Origin of the sequence: Streptococcus sp. SGI.013 (assembly GCF_050315295.1) — a bacterium.
GTDB classification, from domain to species: domain Bacteria; phylum Bacillota; class Bacilli; order Lactobacillales; family Streptococcaceae; genus Streptococcus; species Streptococcus porcorum.
In genome coordinates this window covers 1-18591 of the sequence record NZ_JBNPOS010000034.1, presented here as the reverse complement: position 1 = coordinate 18591, position 18591 = coordinate 1, and the positions used below count along the sequence as shown (strand labels likewise).

The following is an 18591-nucleotide window of genomic DNA, read 5'->3' as shown; positions in this document are numbered from 1 at the left end:
AAATCATTTATTTAACCCTATTATAAAAAATAATAATTTGTTATAATGGACAATATTACTTGATGGAGGATAGAGATGAGATGCAGGTTATTGAGAAGGCACCAGCAAAAATAAATCTTGGTTTAGATATTATTGGTAAACGACAAGATGGGCTTCACGAGCTGTCAATGATTATGATGAGTGTTGATCTGAATGATTATGTTATGGTTTCTAGCTTGAGTGAGGATGAGATTGTGATTGAAACCAATTCTACTCGAATTCCTTCGGATTCTAAAAATGATGTTTATAAGGCCTGTCAGTTACTTAAGGAGAAGTATAATATCAGATCGGGTGTTAAAGTAGTGTTAGAGAAAAAAATACCGGTTTGTGCTGGTATGGGAGGAGGCTCTAGCAATGCTGCAGCAACTTTACGTGCTTTAAATAAATTGTGGAACTTAAATTTGTCGTTGGAAGAGTTAGCTGAAATTGGTGGAAAAATTGGAACAGATGTTCCTTATTGCGTATATGGTGGGTGCGCGTTAGTCTCAGGTTGGGGTAATGAGGTGTTACCTTTAGAATGTGTTCCTAAATTTTGGGTAGTATTAGTCAAGCCAAATTTTGGTATTTCAACACGAACAGTTTTTTCTGATCTAAGTATGGATTCTCTAAGTCATGTTGACATTGAAAATTTAAGAGTTTCTATTTTAGAAAAAAATTATGATGCCATGGTGAATTATATGGGGAATTCCCTTGAATCTATTAGTATTGCTAAGAAACCCTTTATTAATCGTATTAAGGAGAAAATGGTAGAAGCTGGGGCAGATGTGGCTTTGATGACAGGAAGTGGTCCAACAGTTTTTGCTGTTTGTCGTAGTGAGAAGCAGGCTAATCGTGTAGTAAATAGTATGAGAGGCTTTTGTAAAGAAGTTTATAAAGTCAGAACACTTTAAAAGAAGTTTAAGTCTTATAGTTAGAAATAGAGATGTCCATTATAGGTAATACTGTTGAGTCGTGAGAACCTATCTCACGACAATTGTCTGAAGCAGCTGTGATTTTCAGAATTTACTTGTTAATTGGAGGGATTAAAATTTGAAAAAAGAGGTAGAGTTTTAAATAAGAATACTTAGTTTTGAGAACTTGTGTGACTTAGGGATTGATTGTCAGAACTACTATTACTAATAAGTAGTTGATCTTTCAAAATTACTTTTGCCTATTTTTACACTCAGAGATCAAGAAATAGACGAAACATCATTGCTACCTTACTATTTTTATGTTATGATGTAGGAGTATTAAATTAACTGGTTAAGGAAATAGGCTGTGGAAAAATTATCAATTAAATTGGATCAGACGCTGAATTATATTTTGTTAAAGGCTGAAAATCAACATGAACTGTTGATTGGAGATTGTCGTAGTGACGTTAAGGTGACTAATACTCAGGAGCATATTTTAATGCTATTATCTGAAAAGCAGTTGACTAACTCGGAGCTGGCGAAACATTTACATATTTCTCAGGCAGCTGTGACTAAGGCAGTAAAATCTTTAGTGCGTATGGGGCTTTTAGAGACTCAGAAGGATACTAAGGATGCTCGAGTGACATATTTTGTGTTGACGGATGAAGCGAGACCTATTGCAGAAGAGCATCGTCATCATCACGAGGAGACTTTGGGAGCATATGGGGAATTGTTAAAAAGATATTCAAATAGTGAAAAGAGTATTATTTATCGATTTTTAGATGATTTAAGTAAGGAGTTAGGGGAATCATGAGATATATAACTGTAACAGATTTGTCATTTCAATATGATGCTGATCCTGTATTAGAGCATATTAATTATCATTTGGATAGTGGGGAGTTTGTTACTTTAACAGGAGAAAATGGTGCGGCAAAATCTACCTTGATTAAAGCGACTTTGGGAATCTTAAAACCTAAGGTAGGTTTGGTTGAAATTGCAAAGCACAATACTAGTGGAAAAAAATTGCGCATTGCTTATTTGCCGCAACAAATTGCTAGCTTTAATGCCGGCTTCCCTTCGACAGTTTATGAATTTGTTAAATCTGGACGCTACCCTAGACAGGGCTGGTTTCGACGGTTGACGCAACATGATGAAGAGCATATCAAAGTTAGTTTAGAATCAGTTGGAATGTGGGAAAATCGTCATAAGCGAATTGGTGCTCTTAGTGGTGGTCAAAAACAACGTGTCGTGATTGCACGTATGTTTGCCAGTGATCCCGATATTTTTGTGCTAGATGAACCAACAACGGGAATGGATGCTGGTACGGCAAAAACATTTTATCAATTGATGTCACATAGTGTGAAAAATCATGGAAAATCTGTTTTGATGATTACACATGATCCCGATGAAGTGAGTGATTACACTAATCGTAATATCCACCTCGTACGAAATCAAGATCTACCATGGCGTTGTTTTAATGTCCACGATAGAGATGAAAGAGGTGAGGAAGCATGATGGATATTTTAGCTTATGATTTTATGCAGCGAGCTTTGCTGGCTGTGGCTGCTATGAGCATTTTTGCGCCTATATTAGGAATTTTTTTGATTTTGCGTCGCCAGAGCTTGATGAGTGATACCTTAAGCCATGTTTCTTTATCAGGTGTAGCTGTTGGTGTGGTTTTAGGAGTTTCTCCCACTTGGACGACTATTATAGTTGTTGTTATTGCAGCAATTGTGCTGGAGTATCTGAGAACAGTTTATAAGCATTACATGGAAATTTCAACGGCTATTTTGATGTCGATGGGACTAGCACTATCTCTTATTATTATGAGTAAGGCAGATAACTCTAGCAGTTTAAGTTTAGATCAATATTTGTTTGGCTCTGTTATTACGATTAGTCAAGAACAAGTAATAGCTTTATTTCTTATCGCAGCTACTATTGTTCTACTGACATTTTTATTTATTCGTCCCATGTATATTTTAACTTTTGATGAAGACACTGCTTTTGTTGATGGATTACCAGTTCGGGCGATGTCAATTGCCTTTAATGTTGTGACTGGTGTTGCAATCGCCTTAATGATACCAGCAGCGGGAGCATTACTTGTTTCTACTATTATGGTTTTACCAGCTAGTATTGCCATGAGATTAGGTCGGAGTTTTAAGGCCGTTATTTTTATTGGGATGTTGATTAGCGTGATTTCCATGATTGGAGGAATCTTCTTGTCTTACTGGGCTGAGACTCCTGCTAGCGCCACGATTACTATGATTTTGATTATTTTATTTGTTTTGGTGAGTCTGATTAATCGACTACTCAAAATCTAACGTAAGCTTGGTAATATAAAATGGTGAGAGGTCGGATCTTCATCTTATCTCTTTCCTTATGCAACGGGGTATAATAAAAACGAGAGCCAAATGGCTCTCGTTTTTATTGGTAATGGGATTTAAATTTTTCTCGTCGTTCTTGGTGTTTCTTTTCAAAGAAAGCAGCTCCTAAGAAGGAGACTATTGGCCTTAAGATATAGAAATAAAAGGCAACTGTTGGGTTAAAGTAGGCAAATATAATAACTATAAGGTTGAAAATAGCAACCGTTAGTAGTTGACGTAAATGGGCGACAGAGGCAAATTTGCGCGTGTAAGTCGTTCCAGAAAACTTTTCTTGTATGACAAAATAATTTAAGATTGACTGGCAAAGATTAACTGCAATCGTGACAATACCATATCCAACAACTGCACTTGTTGTAATACCTTCCATCATCCATCTTGTAAAGAGGGGGATGAGAGCAAGTGTTGCCATAAAATTGAATTGAACAATTAAGATTTTGCTGGTTGCATGTTCAATCTGGCCAAGAATCTTGTGGTTATCATACCAAAAATCCGCTACGATGAAAAAGGATACAAAGAAGATAAGGATACCTGTCAAAAAATGATGTAAATCAATGGTATCGCTTGGTAGCGGAATTTCTAATAACATCATGGTGATAATCACTCCGATAACGGCATCAGAGAAGACCTCTATATGTTCTTTCAAGCGTTTGGCACGACGTATTTCATCATTGTGATAGACTTGTTCTAGAGCCTTTTGCCGTTCCTTAGCAGATAGCTTTTCTAACTCGGGATGAAGGAGGCTGGCCTCTTGTGCCATTTGTTCAAAGTAGTCATTCCAATCCTTTTGTTTTTCTGTCTTTTCTTTCACCTTCTGCATGTCGTTCTCCTAGTAGGTCAAGACAGAATATTTTTTCTTCCCACGGCGGATAACCGTTAATTCGTTGTCAATCTTGTCACTATCAGAAAGGCTGTAATCTAGATCTTGTACACGTTCTCCATTGATGTAGATGGCACCGTTTTGGACATCTTCTCGAGCTTGGCGCTTAGATGGACTAATACCAGCAGTCACTAAGATGTCGACGATATTAAGGTTATCGTCAGCTTGTACGGCGTAGTTTGGTACATTGCTAAGACCTTGTTTAAGTTCCTTAGCAGAGAGGTTTTTGATATTTCCTGCAAATAGTTGCTCTGTAATGTTGAGAGCTTGCTTGTAAGCTTCCTCACCGTGTACAAGTGTCACAACTTCTTTGGCCAAGATTTTTTGGGCTAAACGTTCATGACGGGCAGCGTTAAATTGTTCCTCAATCTCTGCAATCTCATCAAGGGATAAGAACGTAAAGATTTTCAAGAAACGGACAGCATCATCATCCATGACATTGAGCCAGAACTGGTACATTTCATATGGTGACGTCTTGTTGGCATCTAGCCAAACGGCGTTGCCTTCTGATTTGCCAAATTTCTTTCCAGTTGAGTCTGTGATGAGGGGAACAGTCATGACATGTCCTGTTTTATCTGCTTTACGACGGAGGAGCTCAGTTCCCGCAGTCATGTTGCCCCATTGGTCAGAGCCGCCGATTTGGAGGGTAACATTATGGGTACGGTTGAGTTCGTAAAAATCGTAACCTTGCATGATTTGGTAGGCGAATTCGGTGTAAGAAATCCCTGTTTCGATACGTTTTTTGACAGAGTCTTTACTCATCATGTAGTTAACGGTAAAGTATTTTCCGACATCGCGTAAGAAGTCGATAAAGCTAATGGTTCCAAACCAGTCGTAGTTGTTAACCATTTCGGCTTTATTGTCACCGTTTTCAAAATCGAGGAAACGAGAGAGCTGACCTTGGATTTTAGTAACCCATCCCTCTACCGTTTCTTTGGTTTGAAGGCTACGCTCAGCATCTTTAAAAGATGGGTCCCCAACAAGTCCAGTAGCACCTCCTACAAGGGCGTAAGGTTTGTGACCAGCTAACTGCAAGCGACGGCTAGTTAGGATGGCAACGAGGTGACCAAGGTGTAGGCTGTCTGCAGTTGGATCATAGCCTGTATAATAAGAAACCTGTCCTTCTGTTAGGGCTTTTACTAAGGCTTCTTCGTCAGTCGTTTGAAAGACCAAGCCACGAGCTTTGAGTTCTTCAAAAATATTCATTAGGCTTTCTCCATTTCTATAATGTTTCTAGACCATTATAGCAGAAAAAACTTGGTGAGTGCAAGGTTTTCGCAATTTTGCTATAATGTAAAATGAGGTGTTTTTATGTCTAAATTAAAAAAATCATCCGCTCCTAAAGAATCAAAGGACAGGTTTACTTTGTCAGATATTGGAGCTATTATTTTACGGACAATGAAGTTGATGTCTAACTTCGTTCATGTGTTATTACTTTTATTATTTATGTTAGGGCTGGGGATGGCTTTTGGCTATCTTGGTAGCCAAATTGAAAATGTCAAGATTCCAAGTAAGACGTCTTTGGTATCACAAGTTGATGCCTTGACCCGTATTTCAAAAATGAATTACTCTGATGGGAGTTTGATTGCGAATATTGATACCGATTTATTACGTACTCCAGTTGAAAGCTCTGCTATTTCAGAAAATGTCAAAAAAGCTGTTATTGCAACTGAGGATGAAAATTTTGAAAGCCATAATGGTGTAGTGCCTAAGGCAGTGTTTAGAGCAACCTTAACCTCTGTTCTTGGCTTGGGTGAAACCAGTGGTGGATCAACTTTGACGCAACAATTAATCAAACAACAGGTGTTAGGAGATGATCCTACCTTCAGTCGTAAATCGAAAGAAATTATCTATGCTTTAGCCCTAGAACGCTATACGGATAAGGATAATATTTTAACCGATTACCTTAATGTCTCTCCTTTTGGGCGTAATTATCAAGGGCGTAATATTGCTGGGATTGAAGAAGCTGCTCAAGGGATTTTCGGAAAATCTGCTGCAGATTTAACGATTCCACAAGCTGCATTTTTAGCCGGATTGCCACAAAGTCCAATTGTCTATTCTCCTTATAATGCTGACGGTAGTTTTAAAAGTGATGAGGAAATGGCTTTAGGAATCAAACGCTCACAAAATGTTTTATACAGTATGTATCGTGCAGGAGTATTGTCTCAATCAGATTATGAAAGTTACAAAGCATATGATATAAAACAGGACTTTAGACAACCAGAAGCTGCAGAGGCTGTTAGCCATGATTATCTTTACCATGAGGTCTTCTCTGAAGCACAGACAATCATGTATGACTATCTGATCAAGGAAGATAATGTTTCAGAAGCTGATTTGAAAAATGAAGATGTTCAAAGTTCATATATGGAAAAAGCAGCCCAAGCCCTACGTTTAGGAGGCTATACCGTTTCTACAACCATTAATAAAGGGATTTACGAAGCTATGCAGACAGCAGCAGCTCAATATGGTAGTCTTTTGGACGATGGGACTGGTACTGTTGAAATGGGAAATGTTCTTATGGATAACAGTACAGGAGCTATTCTAGGTTTTGTTGGTGGTCGTGATTATAGCACTAACCAAAATAACCATGCATTTGATACGGAACGCTCACCAGGTTCAAGTATTAAGCCAATTTTGGCATACGCACCAGCTATTGATCAGGGCTTAATGGGATCAGCAAGTATTTTGTCGAATTATCCGACAACCTTCTCTAGCGGGGAGTCTATTATGCACGACGATAGTAAGGGGACAGCTGCCATGACACTTCAAGATGCTTTAAATACGTCTTGGAATATCCCTACTTTTTGGACGTATAAACTGCTTCAATCCAGTGGTGTCAATGTTCAAGGATACATGGAAAAAATGGGCTATAACATCCCAGATTATAGCATTGAAAGTCTCCCAATGGGCGGGGGAGCTGATATGACTGTCGCTCAACAAACCAATGGCTACCAAACCCTGGCGAATAAAGGGGAATATCATGAGAAACATATGGTAGATAAAATTACGGCAGCTGATGGGACAGTTATTTATGAGTACGATACAACTCCAACCCAAGTTTATTCAGCAGCAGCAGCGACTATCATGGTTGACCTAATGCGTGGTGTGATTACCTCTGGGACAACGACTCCTTTCTTAGATAATCTAAAATCGATTAATCCAACTTTAGCAGGTGCTGATTGGGTTGGTAAAACGGGGACAAGTAATACCTATGTTGACTCATGGTTAATGCTATCAACTCCAACGGTGACTCTAGGGTCATGGACAGGACATGATGATAATACGTCAATGTCCTCAACCTCTTACAGTAATCAAGCGCGCTATGTCTCTAATTTGGTTAATAGTATTTACCAAGCAGATAGTAACATTTTTGGAATTGGACAGAAGTTCCAGCTAGATGATAGCGTGATTAAATCAACGGTTCTCAAGTCAACAGGACAAAAACCAGGAACGGTCTCAGTCAATGGACGGAGCGTAACCGTTAACGGAGAGACAACCACTAGTTATTGGGCAAAAAATGGCGCACCTGTTACTACTTATGACTTCATGATTGGTGGGACAGATGCTGATCGTCAAAGTGCATGGGCTAGTATTGTTGGCTCATCTAATTCAAGTAGCACAAGGTCATCTCGTACCTCAAGTTCCTCTACAAATAACAACTAGAAATCTTGTCAAACTGATCAAAATAGGGTATAATACTATAGAGTATTTGTCGTCTGCTTTGATTGAAATATTGTCCAATCAGGGCTTACAGCAGTTAAATCAAACTTTCATAAAGGAGATTTAGCTGCTCTTTTTGTGCCTATTTTTAGGAAAATGATGTTTTGTAACATAAAAATAAAGATTCTAAAAATTCACAATTAGGACAAAGAATTGGAAAATAGTGGTTTACTGATTCAGTAAATTTTTGAGAGAAAAAGGAGCTAAAAACTTGGCAGGACATGAAGTTCAATACGGGAAACACCGTACACGTCGTAGCTTTTCAAGAATCAAAGAAGTTCTTGATTTACCAAACTTGATTGAAATTCAAACCGATTCATTCCAAGATTTCCTTGATCAAGGTTTGAAAGAGGTATTTGAAGATGTGCTTCCAGTGTCAAACTTTACAGACACTATGGAGCTTGAATTTGTTGGTTATGAGCTAAAAGAGCCTAAATATACTCTAGAAGAAGCGCGTGCTCATGATGCAAACTATTCAGCCCCAATTTTTGTCACTTTCCGCTTAGTGAACAAGGAAACGGGAGAGATTAAGACGCAGGAAGTGTTCTTTGGAGATTTCCCATTGATGACAGAGATGGGAACATTTATTATCAATGGTGCTGAGCGTATTATTGTATCGCAGTTGGTTCGCTCACCAGGTGTTTATTTCCATGATAAAGTGGATAAAAATGGGAAGGTCGGTTACGGCTCAACTGTTATCCCAAACCGTGGGGCTTGGTTGGAATTAGAAACTGACTCAAAAGATATTGCTTATACGCGTATTGACCGCACTCGTAAAATTCCATTTACAACACTTGTGCGAGCACTTGGTTTTTCAGGTGACGATGAAATTATTGATATCTTTGGTGACGGCGACTTGGTTCGTAACACGATTGAAAAAGATACGCATAAAAATCCAAATGATTCTCGCACAGATGAAGCACTTAAAGAAATCTATGAACGTCTTCGTCCAGGCGAGCCTAAAACTGCTGATAGTTCACGTAGTTTGTTGATAGCTCGATTCTTTGATGCACGTCGTTATGATTTGGCAGCAGTTGGACGCTATAAAATCAATAAAAAGCTTAGTGTCAAGACCCGTCTTTTAAACCAAACGATTGCAGAGAATTTGGTGGATCCTGAAACAGGAGAGATTCTTGTTGAGGCAGGAACTGTGATGACACGCAAAGTCATTGATTCTATTGCAGAGCATTTGGATGGAGATTTGAATAAATTAGTTTATACTCCAAATGATTATGCTGTTTTAACAGAGCCGGTTATCCTTCAAAAATTTAAAGTGGTGGCACCAAATGATCCAGATCGCGTCATCACCATTATCGGTAATGGTAATCCAGATGATAAAGTTCGTATCGTAACTCCTGCTGATATCTTAGCTGAAATCAACTACTTCTTGAACTTAGCAGAAGGTCTTGGAAAAGTGGATGATATCGACCATCTAGGAAATCGTCGCATTCGTGCCGTTGGTGAGCTCCTTGCTAACCAATTCCGTATTGGTCTTGCACGTATGGAACGTAACGTTCGTGAGCGTATGTCTGTGCAAGATAATGATGTTTTGACGCCACAGCAAATCATTAACATCCGTCCAGTTACAGCAGCTATTAAAGAGTTCTTTGGTTCATCACAGTTGTCACAGTTCATGGACCAACATAACCCACTTTCTGAGTTGTCTCACAAACGTCGTTTATCAGCCTTAGGACCTGGAGGTTTGACACGTGATCGTGCGGGATATGAAGTTCGAGACGTTCACTATACTCACTATGGTCGTATGTGTCCAATTGAGACACCTGAGGGACCAAACATTGGTTTGATTAACAACTTGTCGTCTTATGGTCATTTAAACAAATACGGCTTTATCCAAACACCGTATCGTAAGGTTGACCCAGAAACGCGTGCCGTAACAAATGAGATTGTATGGTTGACAGCCGATGAAGAAGATGAATACACTGTTGCACAGGCTAATTCAAAACTAAATGAAGATGGTACTTTTGCAGAGGAAATCGTTATGGGACGTCATCAAGGTAATAACCAAGAATTCCCATCAAGTGTTGTAGATTACATGGATGTTTCACCGAAACAGGTAGTTGCGGTTGCGACAGCATGTATTCCTTTCCTTGAAAACGATGACTCTAACCGTGCCCTCATGGGTGCCAACATGCAACGTCAGGCGGTTCCATTGATCAACCCACAAGCACCGTATGTTGGTACAGGTATGGAATATCAAGCTGCACATGATTCAGGAGCAGCTGTGATTGCGCAACATGCTGGTAAAGTTATCTATTCTGATGCTGATCGTGTTGAAGTTCGTCGTGAGGATGGCTCACTTGATGTTTACAAAGTGACAAAATTCCGTCGCTCCAATTCTGGTACTGCCTATAACCAACGTACCCTAGTTAAAGAGGGAGATATTGTTGAAAAAGGTGACTTTATCGCAGATGGTCCTTCCATGGAAAAAGGTGAGATGGCTCTTGGTCAAAACCCAATTGTCGCTTACATGACTTGGGAAGGTTATAACTTTGAGGATGCTGTTATCATGAGTGAACGATTGGTGAAAGAAGATGTTTACACATCTGTTCACCTGGAGGAGTTTGAAAGTGAAACACGTGATACTAAGTTAGGACCTGAAGAAATTACGCGTGAAATTCCAAACGTTGGTGAAGAAGCCCTTAAAGATCTCGATGAAATGGGAATTATTCGTATTGGTGCAGAGGTTAAAGAGGGCGATATCCTTGTTGGTAAAGTAACGCCTAAAGGTGAAAAGGACCTCTCAGCCGAAGAGCGCTTATTACATGCCATCTTTGGAGATAAGTCACGTGAAGTACGTGATACATCACTTCGTGTTCCACACGGTGGTGATGGTGTTGTTCGTGATGTTAAAATCTTTACACGTGCTAACGGTGATGAACTACAATCTGGTGTCAATATGCTGGTGCGTGTTTACATCGCTCAAAAACGTAAAATCAAAGTTGGAGATAAGATGGCCGGTCGTCACGGTAACAAGGGTGTCGTGTCACGTATTGTACCTGTTGAGGATATGCCGTATCTTCCAGACGGAACACCAGTGGATATCATGTTGAACCCTCTTGGGGTACCATCACGTATGAATATCGGTCAGGTTATGGAGCTTCACTTAGGTATGGCTGCACGTAACTTGGGTATCCATGTTGCTACACCAGTCTTTGATGGAGCTTCATCAGAGGATCTTTGGGACACTGTTCGTGAAGCAGGTATGGATTCAGATGCTAAGACAGTCCTTTATGACGGTCGTACAGGTGAGCCTTTTGACAACCGTGTGTCTGTTGGGGTCATGTATATGATTAAGCTTCACCATATGGTTGATGATAAACTCCATGCCCGTTCAGTCGGACCATACTCACTTGTCACACAACAGCCACTCGGAGGTAAAGCTCAGTTTGGTGGACAGCGTTTCGGTGAGATGGAGGTTTGGGCTCTTGAGGCTTATGGTGCATCAAATGTTCTTCAAGAAATCTTGACTTACAAGTCAGATGATGTGACTGGTCGTTTGAAAGCCTATGAAGCCATTACAAAAGGTAAGCCAATTCCAAAACCTGGTGTACCAGAATCATTCCGCGTTCTTGTTAAAGAATTGCAATCACTCGGTCTTGATATGCGTGTCCTTGATGAAGATGATAATGAAGTAGAACTTCGTGATCTTGATGAAGGAGAAGATGATGACGTGATGCACGTTGATGATCTTGAAAAAGCACGTGAAAAACAAGCGCGTGAAGCTGCTGAATTTGCAAGCGAAGAAGAGAAAAGAGACTAAAGTTAACTAAAGATAGAAGAGAGGAGAACACTCTCTTCTGTCTGATTTAGTTATGAAGAAATAGTTTAGAGGGTAACCTCTTGATTCGATTTAGAAAGGTAATAAATAGTGGTTGACGTAAATCGTTTTAAAAGTATGCAAATCACATTAGCCTCACCGAATAAAGTCCGTTCATGGTCTTATGGTGAAGTTAAAAAACCTGAAACTATCAACTACCGTACATTGAAACCAGAACGTGAAGGACTTTTTGATGAAGTTATTTTTGGTCCAACAAAAGACTGGGAATGTTCGTGTGGAAAATACAAGCGTATTCGTTATAAAGGTATTGTCTGTGACCGCTGTGGTGTAGAGGTAACACGAGCTAAGGTTCGTCGTGAACGTATGGGGCATATTGAGTTAAAAGCTCCAGTTTCACATATCTGGTACTTTAAAGGAATTCCATCGCGTATGGGATTAACACTTGATATGAGTCCACGTGCGCTTGAAGAGGTTATCTACTTTGCAGCCTATGTGGTGATTGATCCAATGGATACCCCACTGGAAGCAAAATCTCTCTTGACAGAAAGAGAATACCGTGAAAAGTTACAAGAGTACGGTCAAGGATCTTTTATCGCTAAGATGGGAGCTGAGGCTATTCAAGATCTTCTTAAGCGTGTTGACCTTGAGTCAGAAATTGCGACGTTAAAAGAAGAACTTAAAACAGCTTCTGGTCAGAAACGTATTAAAGCAGTCCGTCGTTTAGACGTTTTAGATGCTTTTTATAAGTCTGGTAATAAACCGGAGTGGATGATTTTAAATATTTTGCCAGTCATTCCACCTGATCTTCGTCCGATGGTACAATTGGATGGTGGTCGCTTTGCAGCATCAGACTTAAACGATCTTTATCGTCGTGTAATTAATCGTAATAACCGTTTGGCTCGTCTTTTAGAGCTTAATGCTCCAGGTATCATCGTACAAAATGAGAAGCGTATGCTTCAAGAAGCGGTAGATGCTTTGATTGATAACGGTCGCCGTGGTCGTCCTATTACAGGACCAGGTAGCCGTCCGCTTAAATCACTCAGTCACATGCTTAAAGGTAAGCAAGGACGTTTCCGTCAAAACTTGCTTGGTAAGCGTGTTGACTTCTCGGGACGTTCCGTTATCGCTGTTGGTCCAACTCTGAAAATGTATCAGTGTGGTGTGCCACGTGAAATGGCAATTGAGCTCTTTAAGCCATTTGTAATGCGTGAAATTGTAGCTAAAAATATTGCGCAAAACGTTAAAGCAGCAAAACGTTTGATTGAACGTGGGGATGATCGCATTTGGGATATCTTGGAAGAAGTGATCAAAGAACACCCTGTTCTGTTGAACCGCGCACCAACTCTTCACCGTTTGGGTATTCAAGCTTTTGAACCAGTCCTTATCGATGGTAAAGCCCTTCGCTTGCACCCACTTGTCTGTGAAGCCTACAACGCGGACTTTGACGGTGACCAAATGGCGATTCACGTTCCATTGTCAGAAGAAGCTCAAGCTGAAGCACGTCTTTTGATGCTTGCGGCTGAACATATCTTGAACCCTAAAGATGGTAAACCTGTTGTTACTCCATCTCAGGATATGGTATTGGGGAACTATTACTTGACTATGGAAGATGCTGGTCGTGAAGGTGAAGGAATGGTCTTCAAGGATGCTGATGAAGCGGTGATGGCTTATCGTAATGGTTATGTTCATTTGCATTCACGTGTGGGTATTGCTGTTGATAGTATGCCAAATAAACCTTGGAAAGATAACCAACGTCATAAAATTATGATCACAACAGTTGGTAAAATTCTTTTCAATGCGGTTATTCCAGATGATCTTCCATATCTTCAAGAACCAAATAATGCTAACTTGACAGAAGGAACACCAGATAAATACTTCCTTGAACCAGGTTCAGACATTAAAGCTGCTATTGCAGACTTAGAGTTAAATGTTCCATTCAAGAAGAAAAATCTTGGAAATATTATTGCAGAGACCTTTAAACGTCTTCGTACAACTGAAACTTCTGCCTTTCTTGACCGTCTAAAAGACCTTGGATATTATCACTCAACCTTAGCAGGTCTTACAGTGGGTATTGCAGATATTCCAGTGATTGATAATAAACAAGAAATCATTGATGTTGCTCACCACAAGGTTGAAGAAATCAATAAAGCATTCCGTCGTGGTTTGATGACGGATGATGACCGTTATGTGGCAGTCACAACAACTTGGCGTGAAGCAAAAGAAGCTCTTGAAAAACGCTTGATTGAAACACAGGATCCTAAGAACCCAATCGTTATGATGATGGACTCTGGAGCGCGTGGTAATATCTCAAACTTCTCACAGCTTGCCGGTATGCGTGGTCTGATGGCAGCGCCTAACGGACGCATCATGGAACTTCCGATCCTGTCAAACTTCCGAGAAGGACTTTCGGTATTGGAAATGTTCTTCTCAACTCACGGTGCTCGTAAAGGTATGACCGATACAGCCCTTAAGACTGCCGATTCAGGATACCTTACTCGTCGTTTGGTTGATGTGGCTCAAGATGTTATTATCCGTGAGGATGATTGTGGCACTGATCGTGGTTTGACCATTACAGCAATTACAGATGGTAAAGAGGTTACAGAAACACTTGAAGAGCGCTTGGCAGGTCGTTATACTAAGAAATCTGTTAAACATCCTGAAACGGGCGAATTACTTATTGGTCCAAATAAACTGATTACTGAAGATAAGGCTGTTGAGATTGTTAAGGCTGGTGTAGAAGAAGTGACAATCCGTTCTGTCTTTACATGTAATACACGTCATGGTGTTTGCCGTCACTGTTATGGTATTAACTTGGCAACAGGAGATGCGGTTGAGGTCGGAGAAGCAGTTGGAACAATTGCCGCTCAATCTATCGGTGAGCCAGGTACACAGCTTACCATGCGTACCTTCCACACGGGAGGGGTTGCCTCAAATACAGATATCACTCAAGGTCTTCCTCGTATCCAAGAGATCTTTGAAGCTCGTAATCCTAAAGGGGAAGCGGTTATCACTGAAGTTAAAGGTGAAGTTGTTAAAATTGAAGAAGATGCCGCAACGCGTACGAAGAAAGTTTATGTCGAGGGACAAACTGGTAAAGGTGAATATGTGGTGCCATTCACAGCACGTATGAAAGTCGAAGTTGGGGACCAAATTGCACGTGGTGCTGCTCTGACAGAAGGTTCTATTCAACCAAAACGTTTGCTTGAGGTACGTGATGCCCTTTCAGTAGAAACTTATCTTCTTGCTGAGGTACAAAAAGTTTACCGTAGCCAAGGGGTAGAAATCGGAGACAAACACGTTGAGGTTATGGTACGTCAGATGCTTCGTAAGGTTCGTGTCATGGATCCAGGGGATACAGATCTTCTACCAGGTACTTTGATGGACATCTCAGACTTTACAGATGCTAACAAAGATACTGTTATTTCAGGTGGTATTCCTGCAACAAGTCGTCCAGTGCTTATGGGAATTACTAAAGCCTCACTTGAGACAAATTCATTCTTGTCGGCAGCTTCATTCCAAGAAACAACACGTGTTCTGACAGATGCGGCTATCCGTGGTAAGAAAGATCATTTACTTGGTCTTAAAGAAAATGTTATTATCGGTAAAATCATTCCAGCTGGTACTGGTATGGCACGTTACCGTAATATTGAACCACAAGCTATCAATGAGATTGAAACACTTGAAGAAGAATCTGTGACAGTGACAGAATAATAAACAGAGAGATTGGTTGATCCAATCTCTTTTTTATGTCTTAATCGTTTTAGCTTTTGGTTTTAGTTGAGCAAAATCTTTCAAAATTATCCTTCTTTTTTATATAATAGAAGCCAAAGTAAGGAAGGTATGAGCAGATGTATCATGTAGTAGAGATGAAGGGGGATTTTGAACCCTGGTGGTTTTTAGAAGATTGGCAAGAGGATATTGTAAAAGTCCAGGAGTTTGATGATTACTATGAGGCATTAAAATGGTATAAGGTAGCTTGGCGTCGTTTGTATGCTGAATTTCCTCAATTTAATAGCCGTAGTGATCTTATGTCGGCTTTTTGGGATGAAACAGAGCAAAGATGGTGTGAGGAGTGTGATGAATACCTTCAACAGTACCACTCTATTTTATTATTATCCGATTGGGAAAAAATTCCAGACTCTTGGCGCAGACCTGGCTATAAAAAGAAAAATTGCCAAATTAAGCATCAAACCTGTCAAATAAAGAAAGAAAAAACCGTTAATTAGCGGTTTTTTTATTTTGTCTTTCCGAATAAATCAGTAGGAGGAGATATGATACAGAATTTTGGAAAAGAGTTAATTTCATTTGCTGTAGCAAAACAGGCCCAAGATCTATATTTATTACCTTGTGGGGCCAACTATAATATTTTTATCCGATCAGGAGAAAAGAAGGAGTATTTGCAATATGATGATCATCTTGATTTGTCTCATCTTATTAGTCACTTTAAATTTATGGCAGGAATGAATGTTGGTGAGCAACGTCGTCCACAACTAGGTTCTTGTGATTATGTTTATGATCAAGGAAAATCGGTTGCCTTACGTCTATCAAGCGTTGGGGATTATAAAGGACAAGAAAGTTTAGTGATTAGATTACTTCATGATGGTCAGTCTGATTTAAAATTTTGGGACGATAGTGATAAAAAAGTCGGGGAAGCTGTCAGTGGGAGAGGGTTGTATCTTTTTTCGGGTCCTGTAGGTAGTGGAAAAACCAGCTTGATGTACCAATTAGCTAAGGAAAAATTTTCTAACCAGCAGATTATTACAATTGAGGACCCAGTTGAAATCAAACAGAAAGAGATGTTACAACTACAGCTTAATGAAAGTATTGGAATGACTTATGATAGTTTGATTAAGTTGTCTCTTAGGCATCGTCCTGATTTATTGATTATTGGTGAAATTAGAGATTATGAAACAGCCCGTGCGGTTGTTAGAGCTAGCTTAACAGGGACTACGATTTTTTCAACCGTTCATGCTAAGAGTATCAAAGGAGTGTATGCAAGGCTACTAGAGTTGGGCGTTTCAGAATCAGAGTTAAAAAATAGTTTACAGGCTATTTTTTATCAACGTTTAATTAAAGGAGGAGGGTTAGTTGATGTGGCAAAAGAAAATTTCCAACAGCACTCAGCAAGAGTTTGGAATCAAAGCCTTGAAAAACTTTTTGACCAAGGAGAGATCACTCTTTCAGAAAAAATCACAGAAAGCATTAAAGATTGAGCAACAAAAAAAGATTATTCAGCTTTTTAGCAATCTTTATTCTAGTGGTTTTCATTTATCAGAAGTTGTAACGTTTTTGGAGCATAGCCGTTTGTTAGCACCAGTTTATATTAAGAGGATGCAGTCTTCTTTAGTAGCTGGTAAGAATTTGTCACAAATTATGGCGGAGCTCTCTTTTTCTGAAGCGGTTGTGACACAATTAGCCTTATCTGAAATTCATGGAAATGTTTCACTTAGTTTGGAGAAAATTGAGAGCCATCTAGAGCAGATAATATCTGTTAGAAAAAAATTGTTTGAGGTAGCAAGTTATCCTTTTATCTTATTGATCTTTCTTGTTGTGATTATGCTTGGATTACGTCAGTATCTTTTACCACAATTGGAAGGGGATAATCTTGCAGTAAAGGTCCTTAATCAACTCCCACAAATTTTTTTGATGACTGTGATGTGTCTTTTTTTCACAGTTATCCTAGCGAGATGGTACTTTAAGCGAAAGAGCCGTCTGGCATCTGTGACATTTTGGTCGAAGGTTCCAGTGATTAGATCTTATGTTAGGCTTTATTTGACTGCTTACTATGCTAGAGAGTGGGGAAATTTACTGGGGCAGGGACTGGAGATTCCTCAAATTATTAAGATTATGACAGATCAGCCAAAGTCTTTGTTTAAAGAGGTAGGAGAGGATTTAGAAAAAGCTTTTTTGTCAGGTCATTCCTTTCATGAACAAATTTTAAGTTACTCCTTTTTTCTGCCTGAATTGAGTTTGATGATTGAATATGGACAAATCAAAGCCAAGCTGGGCAGTGAATTAGAGATTTATGCTCAGGAAAAATGGGAAACATTTTTTCAAAAAATTAATGCCAGTATGCAAATTATTCAGCCCATAGTTTTTATTTTTGTAGCACTAATGATTGTGATGATTTATGCAGCAATGTTACTGCCTATGTATCAAAATATGGAGGTTCAATTTTAAATGAAAAATTTACAAAACGTTTTAAAGAAGTTTAATATGAAACAAAAGAAGCTTCAAGGATTTACGCTTATAGAGATGTTGGTGGTTCTTCTAATTATCAGTGTCTTACTCCTTCTTTTTGTCCCTAATCTGACCAAACAAAAAGAAAAGGTCGAAAAGACAGGAAATGCAGCGGTGGTTAAAGTTGTTGAAAGCCAAGCAGAGCTATATGCCTTAAACGGAGAAACGGCTACCCTCTCTAAATTGACGTCAGAAGGCTATATTACTGAAAAACAAGCAGAAAGTTATCGTCACTATGCTGATGAGCAAAAAATTCCGAATTAAAGGCTTTACCCTTCTTGAAAGTCTTTTGGTTTTATCCGTCACTAGTTTTGTGGTCCTTAGTTTTAGTGCAACTTTTAAAGGAGTGCTATCTCAAGTAGAGGAGGATTTGTTTTTTCTTTCTTTTGAACATCTTTATAGAGATAGTCAATCTTTATCAGCTTTACGTTCAGAGCCCGTTCAGCTAGTGTTATCGGATGGTGTTATTTCAAATGGTCAAACCAGTCTTGCTCTTCCTAAGGGAGTAACAGTTGAAAATGGTCTCAACTTAAGGTTTGATCATGGGGGTGGAAATTCCTCTATGAAAAAAATTGTCTTTCAAACACGTCAAAAGACAATACGCTATCAATTGTATATGGGGAGTGGAAAATATAAAAAAAC

14 protein-coding genes are annotated in these 18591 nt (G+C 39.4%); 12 read left to right on the top strand and 2 right to left on the bottom strand.

From position 1 onward, the window contains the following. The first annotated feature begins 80 nt into the window (after positions 1-80). From ispE to ACQRDX_RS07930, 4 genes are all read left to right on the top strand, one after another. Positions 81-929: a 4-(cytidine 5'-diphospho)-2-C-methyl-D-erythritol kinase gene (gene ispE / locus ACQRDX_RS07945; RefSeq protein WP_427895862.1), complete on the top strand. Its 849-nt coding sequence runs from the start codon at positions 81-83 to the stop codon at positions 927-929. A 367-nt stretch (positions 930-1296) separates the two neighbouring features. After that, complete coding sequence (locus tag ACQRDX_RS07940; protein WP_354369188.1) at positions 1297-1743, top strand: zinc-dependent MarR family transcriptional regulator; 447 nt, start codon at positions 1297-1299, stop codon at positions 1741-1743. Beyond that, a complete protein-coding gene (locus ACQRDX_RS07935) occupies positions 1740-2444 on the top strand; it encodes a metal ABC transporter ATP-binding protein (protein WP_354369186.1) in 705 nt (234 codons plus the stop codon). Before ACQRDX_RS07940 ends, ACQRDX_RS07935 begins: the two co-directional genes overlap by 4 nt. Continuing rightward, positions 2441-3250 (top strand): metal ABC transporter permease, encoded by an 810-nt coding sequence (locus tag ACQRDX_RS07930; protein ID WP_427895842.1) that lies wholly within the window; start codon positions 2441-2443, stop codon positions 3248-3250. The genes ACQRDX_RS07935 and ACQRDX_RS07930 overlap by 4 nt, the downstream gene beginning before the upstream one ends. 103 nt (positions 3251-3353) lie before the next feature. Here the strand turns inward: ACQRDX_RS07930 and ACQRDX_RS07925 are convergent, their stop codons facing one another. After that, positions 3354-4130 carry a TMEM175 family protein gene (locus ACQRDX_RS07925; protein WP_427895844.1) on the bottom strand — a complete coding sequence of 259 codons (777 nt, stop codon included), beginning with the start codon at positions 4128-4130 and terminating at the stop codon, positions 3354-3356. A 9-nt stretch (positions 4131-4139) separates the two neighbouring features. Next, positions 4140-5396, bottom strand: a complete 1257-nt coding sequence (gene tyrS, locus ACQRDX_RS07920; RefSeq protein WP_427895846.1) for a tyrosine--tRNA ligase — start codon at positions 5394-5396, stop codon at positions 4140-4142. A gap of 105 nt (positions 5397-5501) precedes the next feature. Here tyrS and pbp1b point away from each other — a divergent pair, with 105 nt between their 5' ends. From pbp1b to comGD, 8 genes are all read left to right on the top strand, one after another. After that, positions 5502-7853 carry a penicillin-binding protein PBP1B gene (gene pbp1b / locus ACQRDX_RS07915; protein ID WP_427895848.1) on the top strand — a complete coding sequence of 784 codons (2352 nt, stop codon included), beginning with the start codon at positions 5502-5504 and terminating at the stop codon, positions 7851-7853. A gap of 268 nt (positions 7854-8121) precedes the next feature. Next, positions 8122-11691: a DNA-directed RNA polymerase subunit beta gene (gene rpoB / locus ACQRDX_RS07910; protein ID WP_427895850.1), complete on the top strand. Its 3570-nt coding sequence runs from the start codon at positions 8122-8124 to the stop codon at positions 11689-11691. 108 nt (positions 11692-11799) lie between these two features. Next, entirely contained in the window at positions 11800-15420 is a 3621-nt protein-coding gene (gene rpoC, locus ACQRDX_RS07905) for a DNA-directed RNA polymerase subunit beta' (protein ID WP_427895852.1), read from the top strand. 137 nt (positions 15421-15557) lie between these two features. Then, positions 15558-15935 (top strand): DUF1033 family protein, encoded by a 378-nt coding sequence (locus tag ACQRDX_RS07900; protein WP_427895854.1) that lies wholly within the window; start codon positions 15558-15560, stop codon positions 15933-15935. A 45-nt stretch (positions 15936-15980) separates the two neighbouring features. Beyond that, positions 15981-16922: a competence type IV pilus ATPase ComGA gene (gene comGA / locus ACQRDX_RS07895; RefSeq protein WP_427895856.1), complete on the top strand. Its 942-nt coding sequence runs from the start codon at positions 15981-15983 to the stop codon at positions 16920-16922. Continuing rightward, positions 16855-17889, top strand: coding sequence for a competence type IV pilus assembly protein ComGB (gene comGB, locus ACQRDX_RS07890; protein ID WP_427895864.1), 1035 nt, complete (start codon positions 16855-16857; stop codon positions 17887-17889). The genes comGA and comGB overlap by 68 nt, the downstream gene beginning before the upstream one ends. Beyond that, the gene (gene comGC, locus ACQRDX_RS07885) at positions 17890-18213 is read left to right on the top strand and encodes a competence type IV pilus major pilin ComGC (RefSeq protein WP_427895858.1); all 324 of its coding nucleotides are present in this window, start codon (positions 17890-17892) and stop codon (positions 18211-18213) included. Next, positions 18185-18591: competence type IV pilus minor pilin ComGD (gene comGD / locus ACQRDX_RS07880; RefSeq protein WP_427897464.1), on the top strand; the 407-nt coding region annotated here is incomplete at its 3' end. The genes comGC and comGD, both read left to right, overlap by 29 nt.